We start from the raw sequence: 20,598 nt of genomic DNA, 5'->3' as shown, positions 1-20,598 counted from the left end.
CGTCTTAGACGAACGTTCTAGACGTGTGTTTCACAGGCTGACGAGACCGGCCCATCCTCCCCGCAGGGCCCCGGCACCGATACGGCTACCCTCGAACGCGTGCGGCAGAAGATCCTCATGGACAACGACACCGGCATCGATGACTCCCTGGGCCTGCTCTACCTCCTCGCCTCCCCCGAGGCCGAGATCGTCGGAATCGCCTCCACCGCGGGCAATGTGCCCGCGCCGCAGGTGGCCGCCAACAATCTCGCGCTGCTCGAGCTGGTGCGGGCCCCGGAGCTCGAGGTCGCCCAGGGCGCGCTGACACCCCTGGCCGTGCCGCTCCGCACCACCGAGGACACCCACGGGCCGCAGGGCGTCGGCTACGCCGAGCTGCCGCCGACCACCCGGACCCTGTCCGGCCGATCCGCGGCCCAGCTGTGGGTGGACCTGGTGCGCGAGCATCCGGGCGAGATCGTCGGGCTGTGCACCGGGCCGCTCACCAATCTCGCCCTGGCACTGCGGATGGAACCCCAACTGCCGCAGCTGCTCCGGCGCCTGGTGATCATGGGCGGCGCGTTCAACCATCCGGGCAACACCACCCCGACCAACGAGTGGAACGTGCACGTCGATCCGGAAGCGGCCAAGGAGGTGTTCGACGCCTTCTCCGCCGCGCCCGCCGACCGCCGGCCCATCGTGTGCGCACTCGACATCACCGAGACCATCGAGATGAAGCCCACACACCTGGCGCTGCTGGCCGAGCGGGCCGGGAGCACACCGGTGGAACACGTCAGCGAGAACGATCCGCCCGAAGCGCGCTCGGCGGCCAGCAATCCGCTGGTGCGCTACCTGACCGATGCGATCCGCTTCTACTTCGACTTCCACAAGCTCTACGACCAGGGGTATCTGGCACACATGCACGACCCGTTCGCGGCGGCCGTGGCACTGGACCCGAGCCTGGCCGTCACCAAGCCGGCGACCGTCGATGTGGAGCTGACCGGAACCATCACCCGTGCCACCACGGTCGCCGACTGGGCGGGCATGTGGGGGCGGGAACCCAACGCCGACATCGTGATCGGGACCGATCCTGAGCTGTTCTTCGAACGGCTCGTCGACCGGGTCGGGCATTACGCGCGAACTGTGTTCGCGGAAGGAGATTCGAGCCGGTGACCGACGAGCAGGACCTCGACTACGTCACCGATTTCCAGACGCGGCTGGGGCTGCCCGGGATCATCGACGTCCACACGCATTTCATGCCCGAGCAGGTGCTGCGCAAGGTGTGGGGCTACTTCGATTCGGCCGGGCCACTGCTCGGCCACCGTCAGTGGCCGATCACCTACCGCGCCGAGGAGCAGGTGCGGCTGAAGACGCTGCGCTGCTTCGGCGTTCGCGCCTTCACCTCGATGGTCTACCCGCACAAGGCGGAGATGGCGGCCTGGCTCAACGACTGGTCCGGCGATTTCGCCGCCCGCACCCCGGACTGCCTGCACACGTCGACCTTCTACCCGGAGCCGGGCGCGGCCGAGTATGTGCGTGCCGCGATCGGGTCGGGGACGCGAATCTTCAAGCTGCACATCCAGGTCGGCAACTACCACCCGGCGGATCCACTGCTGGACGAGGTGTGGGGACTGGTCCAGGAGGCGGGCATCCCGGTGGTCACCCACTGTGGATCCGGGCCTGCCGCCGGGCGATTCACCGGACCCGAGCCGATCGCCCAACTGCTCCGGCGGTTCCCGCGACTCCGTCTGATCATCGCGCACATGGGGGCGCCCGAGTACAGCGAGTTCCTCGACATCGCCGCGGACAACCCCGGAGTGCTGTTCGACACCACCATGAACTTCACCGACTTCTTCGAGGCCGGTGACCCCTTCCCCGCCGCCGAGCTGCCGCGCCTGCGGGACTTCGGGGACCGCATCCTGTTCGGCAGCGACTTCCCGAACATTCCCTATTCCTACGGCCATGCGCTGTTCGCTCTGGAACGGCTCGGTCTCGGTAACGACTGGCTGCGAGCGGTCTGTTACCGCAATGCGGCGGACCTCTTCGGCATCGGATAGCTCACCGGGGGCGCGACACTCGAGGTTTCGACGATGCGCTCAGGGCCTTCCGGCGCATCGGTCTGACACGATGAGACGCGGTGGCCGGTGTCGGCTGAAACCTCACGGAAGGCGGGTCGGTCATGCGATTGGTCGCGGACATCCTGGTCGGATTGCTCGCCGCGCTGCACGTCTACATCCTGGTCATGGAGATGTTCCTGTGGACCACTCCGCGGGTGCGCGCGGGCTTCGGCGTCACGGCCGAGTTCGCCGAGGAGTCCAAGGTGTTCGCCGCGAATCAGGGGCTCTACAACGGTTTTCTGGCGGCGGGGCTGATCTGGGGCCTGATCGCCGCCGATCCGGTGGGGCAGGCCGCGAAGATATTCTTCGCGGCCTGCGTCGTGGTGGCCGGACTCTATGGTGGGGCCACCGCGAGCCGCCGGATCTTCGTCGGGCAGGCGCTGCCCGGCGCGATCACGCTGATCGCGGTCCTATTGGCCGGGTAGCGCCGCGGCGCTGAGCGCGATCTTGGCATTGCGGCCCGGGCGTTCGCTCGCGGCCGCGGCCTCGGCGGCCTCCGCGAGCGGGTAGGTGGCCTCGATGGCCAGGTCCAGTTCGCCGCGGGCGGCCAGGGTCACCAGCTCGGTGATGAGGCGGCGGCGTTCGTCACCGCCGATCTCCTCGGCGCGCTTGGAACCCCAGAAGCCCTTCACGACGGCCTGTTTGAAGATGATCGGTCCAGGGTTGAGCACGAGCGGCTGGCCAGACAGCACGCCGAAGGTGATGAGCTCACCGCGCTGGCCGAGCACCGACAGCAGGTCATCGGCGGCCGGCCCACCGACCTGGTCCACCGCACGGGCGATGGGTTCGCCGCCGGTGACCTCCGCGACCTGCTGCTGCCAGTCCCCCGACTCGGTCTCGAGCACCGGTTCGAAGCCCAGCTCCCGCAACGACTTCGCGGCCGCCGCGCTGCGCACCAGGTTCAGGACGTGGACGCCGCGGGCGCGGGCGAGCTGGTTCACCAGTCGTCCCACCGCGCCATTGGCGGCATTGATCGCGATCCACTGACCAGGTTCGACATCGAGATCCTCGAGCAGCATGAGTGCGCTCAGCGGCATGGCCAGCAGCTGACTCGCGGTCGCGTCGGACACCGCATCCGGCACCGGGACGATCCCGCCCGCCTTGGCCACGAAGTACTCCGCCCACGCGCCCTGCACACCCGAAACCGTCACGCGCTGACCGACTTCCAGGCCGGTGACCCCCGGGCCCAGGGCATCGACGCGGCCGACGGCCTCGGTGCCCGGGATGGCGGGCAGCTCGGGCCGGTAGCCGTAGACGCCCCGGATGATGGCCAGGTCGTGATTGTGGATCGGGGCCAGCGTGGTCGCGATCCGCACCTCACCCGGCCCGGGCTCGGGCATCGGCCGCTCGGCCGTGGTCAGGACCTGCTCGGGCTCGCCGAACTGTTCGATGATTACCGCACGCATGCTCATCCTCCTCAGTCTTCGACCACGATGACGTCGACCTCGATATTGCCGCGAGTGGCATTGGAATACGGGCACACCTGGTGAGCCTTGTCCGCCAGCGCCTGCGCCTCGTCCAGGGGCAGGTGCGGCAGCGACACCTCGAGGGTAACGGCCAGGCCGAACCCGCCGGCGTCATTGGGGCCGATGCCGACCTTCGCGCCCACGGCCGAGTCGTCCACGTTCGCCTTCAGCGACCGCGCCACCGTGCGCAGCGCCGAGTGGAAGCAGGCAGCGTAACCGGCCGCGAAGAGCTGCTCCGGGTTGGTGCCGAGGCCGTTGCCGCCCATCTCCTTCGGAATCGAGAGCGTGGCGTCGATCTTGCCGTCGTCGGTGCGGACCTGGCCGTTGCGGCCGTCTCCGGTGGCGAGGGCTTCGGCGGTGTAGAGCACGTTCATCAGGGGGTCTCCTTCGATCGGGTGTGGGCGGTGAGAGCTTCGGTGAGTCGGTGCAGGGTTTCCCGCAGTTGGATCAGTTCCTCGCCGGGCAGGCCGGCGATGTCGGCCGATCGCGCCGGGATCCGGCATGCGGCCGAACGCAATTCGCGTCCGCTGTCGGTCAGCGTGATCTCCACGCGGCGTTCGTCGACGGTCGAGCGGCGGCGTGCCACGAAGCCCGCCGCCTCGAGCCGTTTGAGCAGTGGCGACAGCGTGCCCGAGTCCAGTTCCAGGGCCGAGCACAGATCGCCGACGGTGCGGTCGTCGCGCTGCCAGAGCGCGAGCAGCACCAGGTATTGGGGATAGGTGATGCCCAGGGCGTCCAGCTGGGGCCGGTACATGGCGGTCATGGCCCGGGACGCCGAGTAGAGCGCGAAGCACAGCTGGTTTTCCAGCGCCAGCTCATCGGTCATGTCCAATACGGTAGCCAGCAATTAGATTGTGCACAATCTAATTCATCGTCTGCTGCGTCACACCCGGCGATAGCATCACCCGAACCCCGCCGCAGGCCGGGTTCCGATCATCGGGAATTTCGCTCGCGGGCAAACGGATTCCCGGACACCGCCGCTAGAACGCGTTCTAATAGGGGCACACCGAACCAGTGGGGAGTTGCGATGACGCACGAGGTAGTGAACCGGGTCGCGGAGCTGTCGGGCCAGTTGGCGGCGACCGCCGAGGAGACCGAGCGGCTGGGCAAGCTCTCCGACGAGAGCGTGAAGCTGATCCGTCAGGCCGGGGTGATGCGGTTGCTGCAGCCGGCCGATTTCGGCGGGTACGCGGCGCATCCGCGCGATTTCGCCGAGGCGGTCATGGCCGTGGCCCAGCACTGCGGGTCCACCGGCTGGGTGTGTGGCGTCGGCGGCGTGCACCCGTGGGAGATGGCACTGATGGACCGGCGGCTGCAGAACGAGGTGTGGGGCGAGAACCCCGACACCTGGATCGCCTCGCCGTATGCCGCCCAGGGCGTGGCGACGCCGGCCGACGGCGGATACACCCTGCGCGGTCGCTGGAACTTCTCCTCCGGCACCGATCACTGCGACTGGATCTTCCTGGGCGCGCTGCTCGGTGACGCCGACGGCAACCCGGTCATGCCGCCGACCGTGCTGCACGTGGTGCTGCCGCGCAAGGACTACACGATCGTCGACGACTCGTGGGATGTCATCGGGCTGCAGGGCACCGGCAGCAAGGACGTCATCGTGGACGGCGCGTTCATCCCGGCCTATCGGACCATCGAATTCGATGCCGTCGCGGCCGGTGAGATCGCGGCCGAGCGGGCGGGCCGCACCGAGACCGTCTACAAGCTGCCGTTCTGGGCCATGTTCCCGCTGGGCATCACCTCCGCGGTGATCGGCATCGCCGAGGGCGCGCTCGCGGCGCACCTGGACTATCAGCGCGACCGGGTCACGGCCATGGGCACCAAGATCAAGGACGATCCGTACGTGCTGTCGGCCATCTCCGAGGCGGCGGCCGATATCGCGGCCTCGCGCACGCAACTCCTGGACGGCATCAGCCGCCTCTACGACCAGGCCGAGGCCGGGAAGACCATCACCTTCGAGGATCGTTCCCTGGTGCGGCGCAATCAAGTTCGCTGCGCCTGGCGGGCGGTGTCGGCGGTGGACGAGATCTTCGCCCGGTCCGGCGGCAATGCGGTGCGGCGGCAGAACGTCATGCAGCGGTTCTGGCGGGACGCGCACGTGGGTCTGCAGCACGCCATCCACACGCCCGGATCGCTGTACCACTCGACGGCGTTGACGATCATGGGAATCGAGCCCGAGGGTCCGCTGCGCGCCATGATCTGACAAGCGCCGCGTCGGCCCGGCACGGTTTCCGCGCTGGGCGGCCACGCTTCCAGACAGTTCCGACGGGCGATGCTACAAGTTTGCTACCGAACGGTTTCTAGAAGGATGCAATCACGTCAACGCAGGACATTCTGTAGACCAACACGCACGATTTTGTCTGGAAAATAGCCTCAAAAGCGACATACTCGCTGTCATGCATCGGCTGTCGCGCTACCTCGTTGCCCTGATCGCCACATTTGCTGCCCTTGCGCCCGTCACCGCGGCGGCCGACCCCAACCCAGGGGCTTCCATCGTCGACGTGCGCCCGCTGGGCGGTCGCCAGTACGAGGTCACCGTCTACTCGGCGGCCATGAACCGGACCATCCCGGTGTGGGTTTCGCACCCGAACGGCCCCGCGCCCGCCCTGTACCTGCTCAATGCGGTCGACGGCGGTGAGGCCGGCGGCCCGTGGACCAATCGGACCGATGTCGCCCAGTTCTTCGCCGACAAGCCGGTCAATGTGATCACCCCGATAGGTGGCCGTGCCAGCTTCTACACCGACTGGGTCGCCGATGATCCGACACTGGGCCGGAACCAATGGTCCACTTTCCTTATTCACGAATTGCCGCCGCTGCTGGAATCGCGATTCGCGATGACAGGGCGCAATGCCGTCGCGGGCGCATCGATGTCGGCCACCTCCGCACTCAACCTCGCCATCCAAGCACCCGGTATGTATCAGGCGGTGGGTTCCTTCAGCGGTTGCCCGCGCACGGCGGACGCGGCGGCGCGGACCTATGTGCGATCCACGCTCGAGCTGTTCGGCGCGAATGCCGCCAATATGTGGGGCGGCGACGACAATCCGGCCTGGAGCGCCCACGACCCGGTTCTCAATGCGGGCCGACTGCGCGGTGTGGCGCTGTACATTTCGGCGGGGAATGGCGTTCTGGGAGTTCATGACTCGCTCGACGATCCCAGCATCGGGGGGAATGTCAACACGCTGACGGATCGGCTGGGCGTGGGTGGGGCTATGGAGACGGTGGTGCGAGCCTGCACGGATTCGCTTGTCGGAGCGTTGGGTTCGCTGGGGATTCCGGCGCAGGTGGTGTATCGGAATGGGACGCATGCGTGGCCGTACTGGCAGGACGACATGCATGACTCTTGGCCGCTCTTCGCAGGGGCTCTGGGAGTTTAGAAGGAGAAGAAAGGTATGGATTGGGGCGGGCAGATCATCGACGACATCACCGCGGTGGATGCGGTCGGTGTGGTGGGTGACGCGCTCGATGTGCTGATTCAGGATCCGCTGGGTTGGTGTCGGTGGATTCGGCACGCATGATCGGCAAGCAGTCACCGTCGAGCCCTGGTCACCGTAAGTCTGTCGGTGTTCGCCGTCGGTGTGACGGCTGCCCGGCTGCGCCGCATCGATCGATTGATCGCGATTCCCGTATCAGCTGCGTGACCAGGTAATTTCCAGTTCCTGGAGATCAAAGCCCTGGGGGAAGTGTGCGGTCCGGGGTTCGCCGGGGCGGCCGCCGTGGCGCTCGTAGAAGGCGATGGCGGGTGTATTGGCCTGGAGGACTTCGAGGTAGACGGGGCGGCCCGGGTATTCGGCAGCGGCCCATTCGAATCCGTGGTGCAGGAGGCGGGAGCCGATGCCGCCTCGTTTGCGGGTCGGGCTGACGTGCAGATTGTCGATCAGAATGCGGCCGTCTGCGCGGGGTGCCAGGTAGATGAACCCGAGTATTTCCGAGCCGGATTCGGCGATGAAGAGGTCGCCTTCGGACCGGTCGCCGGTCAGGCGGCTGTGCCAGAGCGCCTTGTGGTCGTCGGACAGCGCACCGGTCAGGTAGCTCTCGGGCATGATGCTCGCGTAGGCGGTGCGCCAGCTGGCGGTGTGCAGCGTGGCGACCGCTTCCGCGTCGGATTCGGTACCTGGTCGGATCCGGATGTCCATGGGGCTCAGGCCCGTTCGTCGAAGGCCCGCAGGATTTCTTCGGCGGCGAGGGCGGGGGTGAGCGAGCCGTCGCGGACCTGTTTTTCCACCTGGGTGCGCAGTGCCTTGACGTTCGGGTTCTCGGTGAGGCGGCGGAGCAGGTTGTCGTGGACCATGGTCCAGGTCCAGTCGACCTGCTGGCGGCGGCGCTTCTCGGCGAACTCGCCTGCTTCGGTGAGGACGCGGCGGTGGGTGAGGACCGTGTCCCAGAACGAATCCAGTCCGATGCCGTTCAGGCCGGACATGGTGAGAACCGGTGGACGCCACAGGGATTCGCGCGGGTGGATGAGCCGCATGGCTCCTTGCAGCTCCCGCGCGGCGGCCTTGGCCTCCAGTTCGTGGCGGCCGTCGGCCTTGTTCACGGCCACCAGGTCGGCGAGTTCGAGGACGCCCTTCTTGATTCCTTGCAGCTGGTCGCCGGTGCGGGCCAGGGTGAGGAAGCAGAAGACGTCGACCATATTGGCGACGGTGACCTCGGACTGGCCGACACCGACGGTCTCCACCAGGATGACGTCGTAGCCTGCCGCCTCCAGCAGCACGATGGTCTCGCGGGTCGCTTTCGCCACGCCGCCGAGGGTTCCGGCCGTGGGGGACGGGCGGATGAAGGCGTCCCGTTCCACCGACAGTCGCGCCATGCGGGTCTTATCGCCGAGGATCGAGCCGCCGGTCCGCGTCGAGGACGGGTCCACGGCCAGTACCGCCACGCGGTGGCCCTGGCCGATGAGGTACATGCCGAGCGCGTCGATGAACGTCGACTTGCCGACGCCCGGAACACCGGTGATGCCAACGCGATTGGACACCACCTTGCCCGCTTCGGGGGTCAGCCGCAGCAGCAGCTGCTGGGCCAGGTCCCGATGGTCGGTGCGGGTCGATTCGACCAGGGTGATGGCGCGGGCCAGGCCGGCCCGCTCCCCTGCCCGGACCTGCGCGGCCAGCTGGTCGACGTCGATCACTCGGCGCGCCACCGGAGTGGCGGGCTGGGCGCCGGGGCCGGGCGTTGCTGCGCCGGCGGGGCCGGGCAGGCCGACGCCGGCGGTGGTGCCGAGCCGAGGGTGGATTCCGCCACCCTCGGTCCCGCGTGCGGCGTCGCTCATTCCGTTGCGCCGGTGCCGATCTCGTGGCCCAGCTGTGCGGCCAGCTTCTTGATCAGGTCGATCGCGGCGTCGGCGATGATGGTGCCGGGCCCGAAGATGCCCGCGGCACCCGCGGCGTACAGCTCGTCGTAGTCACCGGGCGGGATGACGCCGCCGACGGTGACCATGATGTCGGGGCGTCCGACATCGGCCAGTGCCTGCCGCAGGGCGGGCACCAGCGTGAGGTGACCTGCGGCCAGCGACGAGACACCGACGACGTGCACGTCGTTGTCGGCCGCCTGCTGCGCCACCTCCTCGGGGGTCTGGAACAGCGGGCCCACGTCGACGTCCATGCCGAGGTCGGCGAAGGCCGTGGCGATCACCTTCTGGCCGCGGTCGTGGCCGTCCTGACCCATCTTGGCGACCAGGATGCGGGGGCGACGGCCCTCGGCCTCGGCGAACGCCTCGACCAGTTCGATGGCCTTGCTGATATTGGTCACCTTGCCGGCCTCCTCACGGTAAACGCCGGAGAGCGTGCGGATCTCGGCCTGGTGGCGGCCGTACACCTGCTCCAGCGCGTCGGAGATCTCACCCACGGTGGCCTTGGCGCGCGCGGCGTTGATGGCCAGGGCGAGCAGGTTGTTGTCCATGCCGCCCTCGGACGAGGCCGCCGCACGGGTCAATTCGGCCAGCGCCCTCTCGACCTCGGCCGAATCGCGTTCCGCCCGCAGCTTTTCCAGCTTGGCGTTCTGCTCGGCGCGCACGCGCGAGTTCTCGACCTTGAGCACCTCGATCGGGGTGTCTTCCTCGACCAGGTACTTGTTGACGCCGATCACCGGCTGCTGGCCGGTGTCGATGCGCGCCTGGGTGCGGGCGGCGGCCTCTTCGATGCGCAGCTTCGGGATGCCCTCCGAAATCGCCTGCGCCATACCGCCGTGCGCCTCGATCTCGGCGATGTGGGCGCGGGCACGCTCGGCCAGCTGGTGGGTCAGCCACTCCACGTAGTACGAGCCGCCCCACGGGTCGGCCGGACGGGTGGTGTTGGACTCCTGCTGGATGAGCAGCTGGGTGTTGCGGGCGATGCGCGCGGAGAAGTCCGTCGGCAGGGCCAGCGCCTCGTCCAGCGCGTTGGTGTGCAGCGACTGGGTGTGGCCCTGGGTGGCGGCCATCGCCTCGACGCAGGTGCGCGCGACGTTGTTGAACACGTCCTGCGCGGTCAGCGACCAGCCCGAGGTCTGCGAGTGTGTACGCAGCGCCAGCGACTTCGAGTTCTTGGGCTCGAACTTGGCGACCAGCTCGCTCCAGAGGAGCCGTCCCGCACGGAGTTTCGCGACCTCCATGAAGAAGTTCATGCCGATGGCCCAGAAGAACGACAGTCGCGGCGCGAACTTGTCGACCTCCATGCCCGCGTCCAGACCGGCCTTGATGTACTCCACGCCGTCGGCGAGGGTGTAGGCCAGCTCCAGGTCGGCCGTGGCTCCGGCCTCCTGGATGTGGTAGCCGGAGATGGAGATCGAGTTGAACTTCGGCATCTTCGCGGAGGTGTAGGCGAAGATGTCGGAGATGATCCGCATCGAGGGCTTGGGCGGGTAGATGTAGGTGTTGCGGACCATGAACTCCTTCAGAATGTCGTTCTGAATGGTTCCGGCCAGCTGCTCGGGCTTGACGCCCTGCTCCTCGGCGGCGACGACGTAGAGCGCCAGGATCGGCAGCACCGCGCCGTTCATGGTCATCGACACCGAAACCTGGTCCAGCGGAATGTGATCGAACAGTTCCCGCATGTCGAGGATGGAGTCGATGGCGACACCGGCCATGCCGACGTCACCGGTGACGCGCGGGTGGTCGGAGTCGTAGCCGCGGTGGGTCGCCAGGTCGAAGGCGACCGACAGGCCCTTCTGGCCCGCCTGCAGGTTGCGGCGGTAGAAGGCGTTCGAGTCGGCGGCGGTGGAGAAGCCCGCGTACTGGCGGATCGTCCACGGCTGGTTCACGTACATGGTCGGGTACGGGCCGCGCACGAACGGGGCCACACCCGGCACGCTGTCGAGCGGGTAGCCCTCGGCGACGATGGCGTCCCGGTCGGCCTTGGTGAACACCGGCGGCACCTCGATGCCCTCGGGGGTCGACCAGGTGAGCTGTTCGGGCGCATAGTGATTGGCGCTCGCGGCCTCGGCGACGAAGGCGTCGACCTGCGCGGCGCTGACGTCGGCGGGCGCGGTGCCGCCCTCGGTCAGCGGTACTTCGGCGAAATTGCCGATGCGATGTTTGATATCGCTCATCTCTACGCTCCCAGCTTTTCGAGCAGGCCGGTCAGAGCCGCCACAGCATCCATGCGGGCCGTCACGAAGCCATCCGGGCGCTGCGCGCCGGTCAGCTCCGCGACCGCCTTCTCGGGTCCGGCCAGCAGCACGGTGGTCACACCGGCAGCCCGCAATTCGTCCACGGCCGCGGCGGCGTCGGTGCCGTAGCGGGTGTCGGAGCCGCACAGCACGGCGATCGACGGGCCGGTCTCGGTGACCGCTTCGATACCGCCGGAGGCCAGCAGGTTGGTGGTGAAGGTGACACGAACATTGTTCTCCGACACCGGGCCCAGCGGAACCAGGCGCACCTGCGGGCGCGCGCCGTTGGCGGCCAGGTAGGCGTCGGAGCGGTTGCGCAGCGCCTCGAAGGCCGCGCCGTAGCGGGCCGGCGAGGTCTTGGCGCGCGCGGCCTCCGACAGCGGCTTCTCGCCCAGGTTCGGGAACTCGTTGACACCGGTGACGGCCGTCTTGCGGTGCGCCACATCGGAATCGCGCTTGGCCTTGGTCTCGGCGATGCGCTCGGCGAGCAGGCCCGCCTGCAGCGCGGCCAGGTAGCCGCCGGCGGCCTCGATCTCCTGCATGAACTCCCACGCCTTGGCGGCGAGCTCATCGGTCAGCGATTCCACGTACCAGGAGCCCGCGCCCGGGTCTTGCACGTGGCCGAGGCGGGATTCCTCGAGCAGCAGCAGCTGGGTGTTGCGGGCCATACGCTCCGAGAACGCCTTGGAGACCTCGAGCTCCCCGCCGGGCAGCGCCTCGTCGAAGGGCAGCACGGTGACGATGTCCGCGCCACCGACGCCCGCACCGAACGCGGCGAGGGTGGTGCGCAGCATGTTCACCCACGGGTCGCGCTGGCTCATCATGGCCGCGGACGTGATCGCCTGCTGCGGCGCGTTACCGAAGGCCGGAGCCCCGCAGACGTGCGCGACGCGTGCCCAGAGTCGCCGGGCGGCACGGAATTTGGCGATGGTCTCGAACTGGTCGTCGGTGGCCGCGAAGCGGAACTCCAACTGCTCCAGCGCATCCGCGATATCGGCCCCGGCGTCGGTGAGCGAGCGCAGGTACTCCAGACCCGCGGCCACCGCCGCACCCAGCTCCTGGGCGTCGGAGGCGCCGGCATTGTGGAAGGCCACGCCACACACGGTGATCGCGCGGACCGTCTCGGTGCGGGCCACCGCCTGCTGGGCCAGCGCGACCGCGCCGTCCAGGTCGATGGCCGAGGAGCCGGCGAACAGGCTCGTCAGCGGGGTGGCGCCCAGCGAGACCCGAATGTCCTTGCGGTTCGGGGCCTCATAGCCGTCGAGCACCGAGAACAGTGCGGCCGCAGCCTCATTGGCGGCCGGCCCGGCATCGAGGGTCAGCGGCGCCAGCTCGAAGAGGAAGCCCTGCAGTGCGGTGGCCAGCCCGTCGACCGGCACGCCGCGCTCGGCGACGCCCAGCCACACCGCGCTCACGCCGTTGTCGAGCGCGAAGAGGATGTCCGCGTTGACGGCCTCGGCATCGGGGCCGCCGAAACGCTGGCTGACGAACCAGCCACGGTGCACGTCACGGGTGGCGTCGCCACCGCGCACGTAGGGGAACTGCCCGGGCAGCGGCTGCTCGGGCAGTTCGTCGCGGCGCGTGTAGAGCGGGTTGACGGTCAGACCGTCATAGGTCGTGACCGCGAGCAGCTTCTCCGGCTCATCCGGCAAGTCGCTCGCATCCACCCTGCGGGCCTTCGCCAGCACCCCGGCGACACCCTTGCGCCAGGCGGCATACTCGGGCACCGGATCGGTGTCCGAGTCGGAAGCAATCGGCATAGCTGCTGTTCCTTCTTCCACTCCCTGACCGGATGGCCGTTGCACCGGCATTCACCCAGCTCAACGGCCACTTTGGTTAACGAGCATTCATCGTCTTTCCCCTGATGCTAGCGGCAGCCTCGAGATAACGGTCTCCGGAGTCTCACTACCAGCGGGTAACCTGGCGCCGTGCCAACAACCGTGCGTGTGCCGCTCGAGCGGGTATCCGGGCTGCTCAGCCGTCTCCGTCAACCGCGAAATCTGGCCTTGCTGATCGGCTGCGGGCTACTTTTCGCGCTGGCCGCCTTCGCACCGCACCCGGCACCCCAGCAGATCCGGCAGTGGGCCGGCTCGGTCGGGCCGCTGCTGCCGCTGGTGTTCTTCGCGGTGCACACGCTGGTCTGTGTCGCGCCCTTCCCGCGCACCATCTTCACCCTCAGCGCGGGCATGCTGTTCGGCTCGATGGAGGGACTCACACTGGCCCTCACCGCCACGACACTCAGTGCGGTGCTGGCGCTGTGGCTGGTGCGCGCCCTCGATCACGAGCGGGTCCGCGCGCGGCTCACCCATCCGACCGTGCAGGCGGTCGACACCCGGTTGGCGCGGCGGGGCTGGCTGGCGATCGGATCGCTGCGATTGATCGCGTTCGCGCCGTTCTCGATCGTGAACTATTGCGCGGCACTGTCTTCGATCCGGTTCACCCCGTACCTGATCGCCACCTTCATCGGCATCATCCCGGGCACCGTGGGCACCGTACTGCTGGGCGACGCCCTCACCAATCGCACCTCCCCCGCCCAATTGATCTTCACAGCAGCCTGTTTGGCGGTCGGCGTGATCGGGCTGGTCGTGGACGCGAGGATGGCCGTCGCGGAACCGGAGGCTCAGCCGGAGCCGGTCGCCTGATCGGGCGGCGGCAGCGGCCACTGGTCGAAGCCGGGGAGCGAATCCAGGGGCGGTGCGGGCTCGATCAGCTCGTTCAGTTGCGCGAGCAGGTCATCCTGGTGTGCCTCGGCGTAATTCAGCGTGCTGTCGAGTTCGTGTGCCCGGACCAGCCAGCCGCTGGCCTGACGAACCACCTCGGCCGGTGGCGCCGCGCCGTCGGAGTCGAGGAGGAATGCGGCGAGCGCCGGTTCGATGGCCGCGGCCGACCCCAGATGTTGCAGGCACCGGCCGGTGCCGAGATCGTCGGCGAGAGCGCGCCATTCGCTCAGGGCGGTCTGCCATCGCACCAGCGCGTGCCGCGGTTCGCCCACCGACCAGTCGAGAACACCCGCGATCTCGTGCACGTGGGCCAGCCCGCCGGGGTCGCGCCCGCCCGCGGCCATGGATTCGGCCAGTTCCAGGCGGTCGCGTGCGGCGGTGTGCCGCCCCTGCACGAGGTGCGCGATCGCCATGTTCACCAGGGCGCACACCTCACCGGCGACGTCTTCGCGCGGTAGCAGCCACCAGGCCTGTTCCAGGAGGTTGACCGCCTTGCTCAGATTCGCGTCCGTGGTGTCCATGGCGCCCAGGGCCTGTCGGTGCAGGGCGCGAGCGCGCAGGCTACGGGACACCGTCCACGGGCTGTAGCGCGCCGGCCGCCGCTCCGGCACCGTCGCGCGGATATCGGCCAGGGCATGCAGCGGGCCGTATCGGGTCGCGGACGTGATCGTCACCATCGCTGCCGCCGGGCCCGGCTCGTGCGGGCCGCCGCCCGCGCCCTGGCTGTCCTCCGGGCGGCCGCTGCGCGCGAACCAGATGTCCAGCGCGTCGGCGATCGCGGCCAGATCCGGTACCACCGCGCGAACCCGGTTCAGCAGGGTGTTGTTCGCCTGTCCCGCTTCCGGTTCGGCCCGTCGCGCACAGTTACGCAGGAGGAGACAGAGCCGGGGCTCCTCGTTCTCGAACCAGCGGCGCGCGACCGCGGCGTGTGCCGGACGATCGAGCGCCCGCGCCCACCGCGTGGCTTCCTCGGCGTGCCTGCGGAGCAGCGCCGCGAGCGCGGCCCGCCACTCGGGCGTCTCTGTGATGGCGGGATCCTCACCGGCGGGCGGGACCTCGGCCAGCCGGTAGCGGCCCGGCGGCATCGGCTCCACCGCGCCCGCTGTGGTCAGGCTCGCCAATAGTCGCGGTGCGGAGGGTGTTTCGGTCTCCGCCGTGGTGGCGGGGAGCCGGGCCGCGGCGCTCGCCCCGAGCACCTCGAGGAGCACTCCGGTCTCATAGGTTCGAATGGGCAGCTCGCGGAGTACGGTCGCGGCCCAATTCCCCGTCAACTCCGGGTTCGTCTCCGGCTCGTGCTCCGGCCCCCAGGGCGCTCCGGGCTCGGGTAACTCCACGGGTCGCGGACCCGTGAGTCCCGCGCGATCCTGCACCAATCGATAACCGCGCCGGACGGATTCGGTCAGGAAGTAGGCGAGCACGACCCACCCGACGGCGGACTCGGTCCACCGCACGGCGGGGTTCGCCTTGAACGCGTCGGTCATCACATTGGCGATCAGGGTGGCGATACCGATACCCACCAGTGCCGGGGCGCCCAGCAGCCACTGCCACACCGCGGATTTCGGCGTGGCCATGAGGCTGCGGCTCTCCCGGGCCAGCTCGGTGGACTCGGGTCCACCGGGCGCGGATTCGGTTTCGCTCATATCCGCGCTCCCCCGGCCAGGCCCGGTACCAGCCAGCGTCGCCAGCACACCAGCAGCAGCACGAGCGGGACGACCGCGGAGACCAGCGCCCCGGTCGCGAGTTGGGCGGAGCTCTCGTCGAATTGGCGGGTGTAGCCCCACAGCAGCAGCGACCACGGGCTGCCGCCGGTGCCGTTGACCAGCAGTCCGATGAAGAAGTCGTTCCACACCTGGATGAACTCCAGCACCGCCACCGCGACAACCGCCGGCACCACGGCACCCAGCCGGGCGACGATGGTGCGCAGCGATGCCAGTCCGTACAGCGCGTCGGCGGCCGGGGTGTAGGCCGGTGCGAGGAGGGCTCCGCGCAGGACGAGAATCGAGATCGGCAGTCCGGCGGCGGCATGGGTGAAGATCAAAGGGACCAGGGTGCCGAACCACCCGGAGGACCCGATCACCCGCTGCAGTGCGCCCAGATACATCTGGGCGGGCAGCACGGTCAGAATCACCAGGCAGGGCACCGCGATTCGGACGCGTGCGGCGGCCAGCCAGTGGGCGACCGGCAGTGCGAAGGCCACGACCATCGCGGTCGCGGGGACCGCAACGGTCAGGGTGGTGCGCAGTGCGTCGCGCAGGGCCGGATCGATCGTGACAGCTGGTACGCCAACGACTTCCGGCCCGACGGTCCCGTGCAGCGCGACGTAGACCAGCTCCGCGATCGGCGACAGCACCACCAGCACGGCGAATCCCACCAGGAGCCGGCGCGGGATGGCCCGCCACAGGGGCAGGTGCTCGCGCCACGCGGAGGGGCGCGGGCGCAGCGGACGCGGACCGCGCGGGCGGCGCACAGTGATCCGATCCTGCGCGAACAGCGCGGCCAGCACGAGAGCGGCCGTCAATGGCAGGGCGTACGCTGCCGCTTCCCCGCACGAATTCGCCTCGCACGCGCTGTTGAGACGCCACCATTCCACGGTCGCGGTGCCGACATCGTGTTGCAGCGACCGTGGCACGGCACCGAGTACCGCGTCGAATACCCGGGCCGCGGCGACCGCCACCACCAGGAAGGCCACGGAGGCGACGGGCCGGACCTGCGTCCACAACCGGATCGGCATGAGCCGGCGCGGACCGCCGGCCAATTCCGGGGCGCGCACCGGATCGTCCTCGATCGCGAGGATAGCGGCGCGGAACAGCCCGACCAGCAGCCCGAGCCAGGTCCAGACGAAGGCCGCCACCAGAACCGCTTCGAACGCATAACGTTCCGCTGCGACACCGCTGAAATATCGTCCGCGCGTAATGGTTTCGAGTATCAGCCGGAAAGCGATCCCGGAGGTGAAGGCCGAGACTCCGAACGGCACGATGAACGGCCACCACAGCCACGGCAGGCGTCGGCTGGGCCAGGCCAGCACCAGGGCCACACCGACCAGGACGATGGCCAGCGCCACCCAGCCCGCGGTGTGCAGGTACGCGCTGCGGCTCGCGCGGGGCAGCTCCCGCCACACCACCAGCGATCCGGCCGACAGGCAGCCGAGCCCGAGCCCGGCCGCGAACGCCCACACGGTGAACGCGAACAGGCTCGGCAGGGCGGCCATTCCGGTGCGCAGCCGCCGCCGGTCGACGATGAGCAGCGTGCCGCCGCCGAGCAGTTGCAGCCCGCAGCCGAGAGCGAGCCCCGGATGCGTGCGCGCGCCGAGCCCGACGGTGTACAGCGCCGGAGCCACCAGCAGCAGCCCCATCAGCACGACGGCCGGTGCCCGGACCAGGTAGTTGACCACGACCTCGACGTGCGGATGCCGGCCCGGCACCAGCGGCCCCGACAGCCTGCGGGTGGCGAGTGTCAGTTCGAGGCCGTTGGAATGCACCGAATACACGCGTATCTCACCCCTGCCGAGTGCGTTCCAGCTCGTAGACGGCGTTCACGGCGGTGCGGACGGCCGCGGCGGCGCGCTGCGACGAATCCGCCGCAGTGCCATCGAGATCCATCAGGAATTGCGTGATGATCCCCCACAGCGGATTGTCGCCGCCCCGCGAACCGATGCGGTCGGCCAGGTCGAATTCGGTCCAGGAGCGGACGCGCGGACCGAGGGATTCGAGCATGGCCGAATAGGCCGGGCGGGTGCGCAGGTCGGGTGCGATGAATCCGCCTTCCTTTCCGATCCAGCTGTCCGGGGCATCGGGCAGCGACAGCAGGCGGATCAGTTCGGCCGCCGCGTCTTTGGCCGAGCGGGTCAGGACCATGATGTCGCCGCCCCCGATCACCGGGCCGTCGCGGAATCCGGGGAGGATGCTCGGAAACAGCGACACCCCGACGGCCTGTTTCATCGCCACGTCATCGCCGTGGAAACAACTCCTGACTATCGGCTCGGCGAAATCGGGCGCCACCACCATGGCCGCGTCGCCCTGGGCGAACACCTCGCGCACGGCATCGGGAAATTGCTGGGTCAGCGCGCGGCCGATACTGCCGGGAAAGGCATTCGGAAATCCCCAGATTCCGGCGAGGGTCTCGAGTGCCCGGGTGATTTCGGCACGCCGCTGTCCAGGACGCCAGTCGTTCGGGCTCACCACGCTCTCGTAGGCGTCGGGTGACTGGGCGAGCAGCACATTCGCGAAGAAGTCGGCGAGCATCCAGCCGTCGGCCGCGCCCAGCGCCAGCGGGTGGGTTCCACTGCGCGCCAGGCGGTCGAGCAGGACGGGCCACTGCCACGGCGCCCAGCTGCCCGGTGGCGGCAGGCCGAGGCGTCGAAACTTCGCCAGGTCGAACCACACCAGCGATTTGCAGGAGGCCTTGAACGGCAGTCCGTAGAGCCGATTGCCGGACACCGTCTCGACATGCACCAGTTCCCACCAGCCGTGGGCATAACGCGGCGCCTTCCGTTCATCGCCCCACAATGATTCGTCGAGCGGGCGCAGCCGTCCGTCCTGCGCCAGCCGGGTTATCTGCCCGAGCTGCGGCAACACCACGATGTCCGGCGTGTACCGGCCGGCCGAGAACACCGTCCCCACATCGTCACCCAGGGTGAATACCTGAGTGCTGTGCGAAAACTGGTGGGAATCCCGCAGATCGGCGAGCACGTCCTCGAATGCCCGCAACTCCGCGCCACCCCAGGGCACCGCGAGTTTCACCGTGTCGGAATTCGCGCCGGACACGAAGGGGGTGCACGCCGCAGCCATCGGAAGCAGTGCACCTGCACGCAAAATGGTTCTACGGGTCGCCATTTCGTCCCCCAACCGATGCGACTTTGCCCCGGTTCCGGCCTCGGTGCGGGACACGTTACTCCTGTGGGTGGTCCGGCACGATCGCTATTCACGAGCCGGCCGCACCCCGTCCGCGCCCCCACGCCACCGTCGTCAGGACGAAATGGACAGCAGCGCAGGGGTTTTCGCGGCGGGAGTCAGTCGAGGGTGCAGCCCGGGATCGGCACGTCGTTGAGGCGATCGACCAGATAGCCGATCGCATTGTCGGTGCCGAAGCCGTCGATCAACTCGGGGCCGAAATGGTTCGGGAGGGTGGCCCCGGGCAGGATCGGGGGCAGCTCGTCGGTCCGGAAGCTGACGGTGGCGCCCCTGCCGCACCACTCGGTGGCGAGTTGCCGGGCCTGACCGTAGGGGACGGTGTCGTCGTTGCGACCGCTGGTGATCAGGACCGGGCTTGCCGGAGTGAGGTTTCCGATGTGCTGCTGCCGCAGGATGTCCTCGGCCTCGGGGACCTCCTGGAGGTGATCGATCATCGGCCGATGATCGACGGTGAACTCGGTGCTGCGCAGGAACGGATGCTTCAGGATCACGTCACCGATGCACTCGTTGCCCAGGTCGCTCAGCAGCGCCTTGCCCTCCGGCGTGGTGCGTTCGTCCAGAATCGGCTGCAGATCGGGGTAGCGCGCGACGAAACCGTTGAGCGCGAACCCGATCACGCCGCTGATCAGACTGCCGTCGGCCTGCTTCAGCACCTCGGTCAGATCCGCGACCGGCGCGCCCGCCCACGTTCCCTTCAGGTTCAGTTCGGGGGCGTAGCCGGGTTGCATCTCGACCGCCGCGGCCGTGGCGCCGCCACCCTGGGAGTACCCCCACAGCGCCAGTGGTGTGTCATCGCCGGAACCGGCCAGGTTGTTGGCCGCGCGCGCGGCGTCGAGGACGGCATGGGCCTCCTCGACGCGGTTGACATAGGTATGGGTCCCCGGTGTTCCCATGCCGATGTAGTCCGCCACGAAGACGCGGGCGCCCAGCGAATTCCACGCCAGCGCCGAGATCGCCTCCTGGTTCGCGGAGAAGGTCGGCGGCGTGATGCTCGCGTACATCCCGGTCGAGAAGGCCAGCGACACCGCGCATTGATCGCCCTGACCGGTGGTGCCCGGCGCGATGACGATGGTGGGCCGCGGCCCGGACCCGTGCCAGGGCTGGGTGGAATCGAGGAAGACACCGGTCGCCGCGACGGGCGTGCCGTCCTGCATCTGGGTCGTGTACATGACCTGTTTGGCAGGCAACGGCCAGACCCCGTTGTCCGCCGGCTGCGCCAGTAAGGCCGAGATATCGGTGGTCTTGATGATCGCTCCGCGCGTCGGATCGAATTGCGCAGGAGGAACATAGAAGTCGTTGACCGGATCGGCGGAGGCCGACCCCGGAACGGCGGCGGCACCGGCGGCCGTCACGCACAGCGCCGCCGCGATGGCGAGGGCGTGATCGACCTTCCGGGACGTCTGTCGCTTCCGAGGATTCGGACGGCGTTGTCCAGACATTTTCTGCTTTCTCTGCGGACTCGCGAGTAACACCGTTACTCGAGTAACGCGGTTACTCTAGCCACAGACGAAGACCGTGGGAAGAGGGTTGACTCCGGTCCGACCCACATCGTGGCGCAGCTGGGCGTACCGGTGACCGACGTCCGAAAACAGCTGAGCGAGTACGGGTACCTCGATGCAGGCCCCGAGGCCGGGCCGCTTCCCTGGGCGGGCAGCTGGGCACGGACGGACCTGAAGCCTTGCTGCAACCGCTCGGCGGTTTCCTCGAACCCAGCGACGGCACACTGCTGGTCGGTCACGATCCCATCGCCGGGCCCGGTCCCGAACGCGGGTGTGCCTTCCAGGCCCCACCCCCTACCCGTGGCCGACCGCCCGCGGCA

The 20,598-nt window shown here is 68.7% G+C and carries 18 protein-coding genes; 7 read left to right on the top strand and 11 right to left on the bottom strand.

Translation table 11 applies throughout. The features are described 5' to 3' along the window. Positions 1-117: 117 nt before the first annotated feature. The 3 genes from ACWEQQ_RS13170 to ACWEQQ_RS13160 all read left to right on the top strand — a co-directional run bounded on the left by ACWEQQ_RS13170 (position 118) and on the right by ACWEQQ_RS13160 (position 2,518). Entirely contained in the window at positions 118-1,149 is a 1,032-nt protein-coding gene (locus tag ACWEQQ_RS13170; protein WP_452348537.1) for a nucleoside hydrolase, read from the top strand. After that, on the top strand, positions 1,146-2,033 hold the full coding sequence (locus tag ACWEQQ_RS13165) for an amidohydrolase family protein (RefSeq protein ID WP_452348367.1): 888 nt from the start codon (positions 1,146-1,148) through the stop codon (positions 2,031-2,033). The genes ACWEQQ_RS13170 and ACWEQQ_RS13165 overlap by 4 nt, the downstream gene beginning before the upstream one ends. Before the next feature lie 122 nt (positions 2,034-2,155). Beyond that, on the top strand, positions 2,156-2,518 hold the full coding sequence (locus tag ACWEQQ_RS13160) for a DUF1304 domain-containing protein (protein WP_452348366.1): 363 nt from the start codon (positions 2,156-2,158) through the stop codon (positions 2,516-2,518). Here the strand turns inward: ACWEQQ_RS13160 and ACWEQQ_RS13155 are convergent. From ACWEQQ_RS13155 to ACWEQQ_RS13145, 3 genes are read right to left on the bottom strand one after another with little or no spacing between them, the layout of a single operon-like run. Next, positions 2,504-3,499 (bottom strand): zinc-binding dehydrogenase, encoded by a 996-nt coding sequence (locus tag ACWEQQ_RS13155; RefSeq protein WP_452348365.1) that lies wholly within the window; start codon positions 3,497-3,499, stop codon positions 2,504-2,506. The genes ACWEQQ_RS13160 and ACWEQQ_RS13155 overlap by 15 nt on opposite strands. Positions 3,500-3,510: 11 nt before the next feature. Then, complete coding sequence (locus tag ACWEQQ_RS13150; protein ID WP_452340906.1) at positions 3,511-3,933, bottom strand: organic hydroperoxide resistance protein; 423 nt, start codon at positions 3,931-3,933, stop codon at positions 3,511-3,513. Continuing rightward, a complete protein-coding gene (locus tag ACWEQQ_RS13145; protein WP_452340907.1) occupies positions 3,933-4,385 on the bottom strand; it encodes a MarR family winged helix-turn-helix transcriptional regulator in 453 nt (150 codons plus the stop codon). Before ACWEQQ_RS13145 ends, ACWEQQ_RS13150 begins: the two co-directional genes overlap by 1 nt. A 201-nt stretch (positions 4,386-4,586) precedes the next feature. Here ACWEQQ_RS13145 and ACWEQQ_RS13140 point away from each other — a divergent pair, with 201 nt between their 5' ends. The 3 genes from ACWEQQ_RS13140 (at position 4,587) to ACWEQQ_RS13130 (ending at position 7,083) form a co-directional block, all read left to right on the top strand. After that, complete coding sequence (locus ACWEQQ_RS13140) at positions 4,587-5,771, top strand: acyl-CoA dehydrogenase family protein (RefSeq protein ID WP_452348364.1); 1,185 nt, start codon at positions 4,587-4,589, stop codon at positions 5,769-5,771. Positions 5,772-5,964: 193 nt separating this feature from the next. Beyond that, a complete protein-coding gene (locus tag ACWEQQ_RS13135; RefSeq protein WP_452348363.1) occupies positions 5,965-6,942 on the top strand; it encodes an alpha/beta hydrolase in 978 nt (325 codons plus the stop codon). A 15-nt stretch (positions 6,943-6,957) separates the two neighbouring features. Then, positions 6,958-7,083 (top strand): hypothetical protein, encoded by a 126-nt coding sequence (locus ACWEQQ_RS13130; protein ID WP_452348362.1) that lies wholly within the window; start codon positions 6,958-6,960, stop codon positions 7,081-7,083. 111 nt (positions 7,084-7,194) lie between these two features. Here the strand turns inward: ACWEQQ_RS13130 and ACWEQQ_RS13125 are convergent, their stop codons facing one another. From ACWEQQ_RS13125 to ACWEQQ_RS13110, 4 genes are all read right to left on the bottom strand, one after another. Further along, on the bottom strand, positions 7,195-7,701 hold the full coding sequence (locus ACWEQQ_RS13125; RefSeq protein ID WP_452348361.1) for an N-acetyltransferase family protein: 507 nt from the start codon (positions 7,699-7,701) through the stop codon (positions 7,195-7,197). A gap of 5 nt (positions 7,702-7,706) precedes the next feature. After that, entirely contained in the window at positions 7,707-8,705 is a 999-nt protein-coding gene (gene meaB, locus ACWEQQ_RS13120; protein ID WP_364612020.1) for a methylmalonyl Co-A mutase-associated GTPase MeaB, read from the bottom strand. A gap of 125 nt (positions 8,706-8,830) precedes the next feature. Then, positions 8,831-11,089, bottom strand: coding sequence for a methylmalonyl-CoA mutase (gene scpA / locus ACWEQQ_RS13115; RefSeq protein ID WP_452340912.1), 2,259 nt, complete (start codon positions 11,087-11,089; stop codon positions 8,831-8,833). A gap of 2 nt (positions 11,090-11,091) precedes the next feature. Continuing rightward, positions 11,092-12,909: a methylmalonyl-CoA mutase family protein gene (locus tag ACWEQQ_RS13110; RefSeq protein ID WP_452348360.1), complete on the bottom strand. Its 1,818-nt coding sequence runs from the start codon at positions 12,907-12,909 to the stop codon at positions 11,092-11,094. A gap of 168 nt (positions 12,910-13,077) precedes the next feature. On the opposite strand from ACWEQQ_RS13110, the gene ACWEQQ_RS13105 reads away from it, so the two are divergent. After that, positions 13,078-13,791 (top strand): TVP38/TMEM64 family protein, encoded by a 714-nt coding sequence (locus tag ACWEQQ_RS13105; RefSeq protein ID WP_452348359.1) that lies wholly within the window; start codon positions 13,078-13,080, stop codon positions 13,789-13,791. On the opposite strand, the gene ACWEQQ_RS13100 is transcribed toward ACWEQQ_RS13105, so the two are convergent. The 4 genes from ACWEQQ_RS13100 to ACWEQQ_RS13085 form a co-directional block, all read right to left on the bottom strand. After that, positions 13,770-15,509, bottom strand: a complete 1,740-nt coding sequence (locus tag ACWEQQ_RS13100) for a hypothetical protein (protein WP_452348358.1) — start codon at positions 15,507-15,509, stop codon at positions 13,770-13,772. The two genes, ACWEQQ_RS13105 and ACWEQQ_RS13100, sit on opposite strands and share 22 nt — an antisense overlap. After that, positions 15,506-17,356 (bottom strand): hypothetical protein, encoded by a 1,851-nt coding sequence (locus ACWEQQ_RS13095; RefSeq protein WP_452348357.1) that lies wholly within the window; start codon positions 17,354-17,356, stop codon positions 15,506-15,508. Before ACWEQQ_RS13095 ends, ACWEQQ_RS13100 begins: the two co-directional genes overlap by 4 nt. A 7-nt stretch (positions 17,357-17,363) precedes the next feature. Continuing rightward, the gene (locus tag ACWEQQ_RS13090) at positions 17,364-18,656 is read right to left on the bottom strand and encodes an ABC transporter substrate-binding protein (protein ID WP_452348356.1); all 1,293 of its coding nucleotides are present in this window, start codon (positions 18,654-18,656) and stop codon (positions 17,364-17,366) included. A 221-nt stretch (positions 18,657-18,877) separates the two neighbouring features. Next, positions 18,878-20,218 (bottom strand): lipase family protein, encoded by a 1,341-nt coding sequence (locus ACWEQQ_RS13085; protein ID WP_452340918.1) that lies wholly within the window; start codon positions 20,216-20,218, stop codon positions 18,878-18,880. Positions 20,219-20,598: the final 380 nt, after the last annotated feature.

It is taken from the genome of Nocardia sp. NPDC004123, assembly GCF_053603795.1.
Note: the sequence above shows the minus strand (reverse complement) of the source record. Positions and strands in the feature narration are given on the sequence as shown.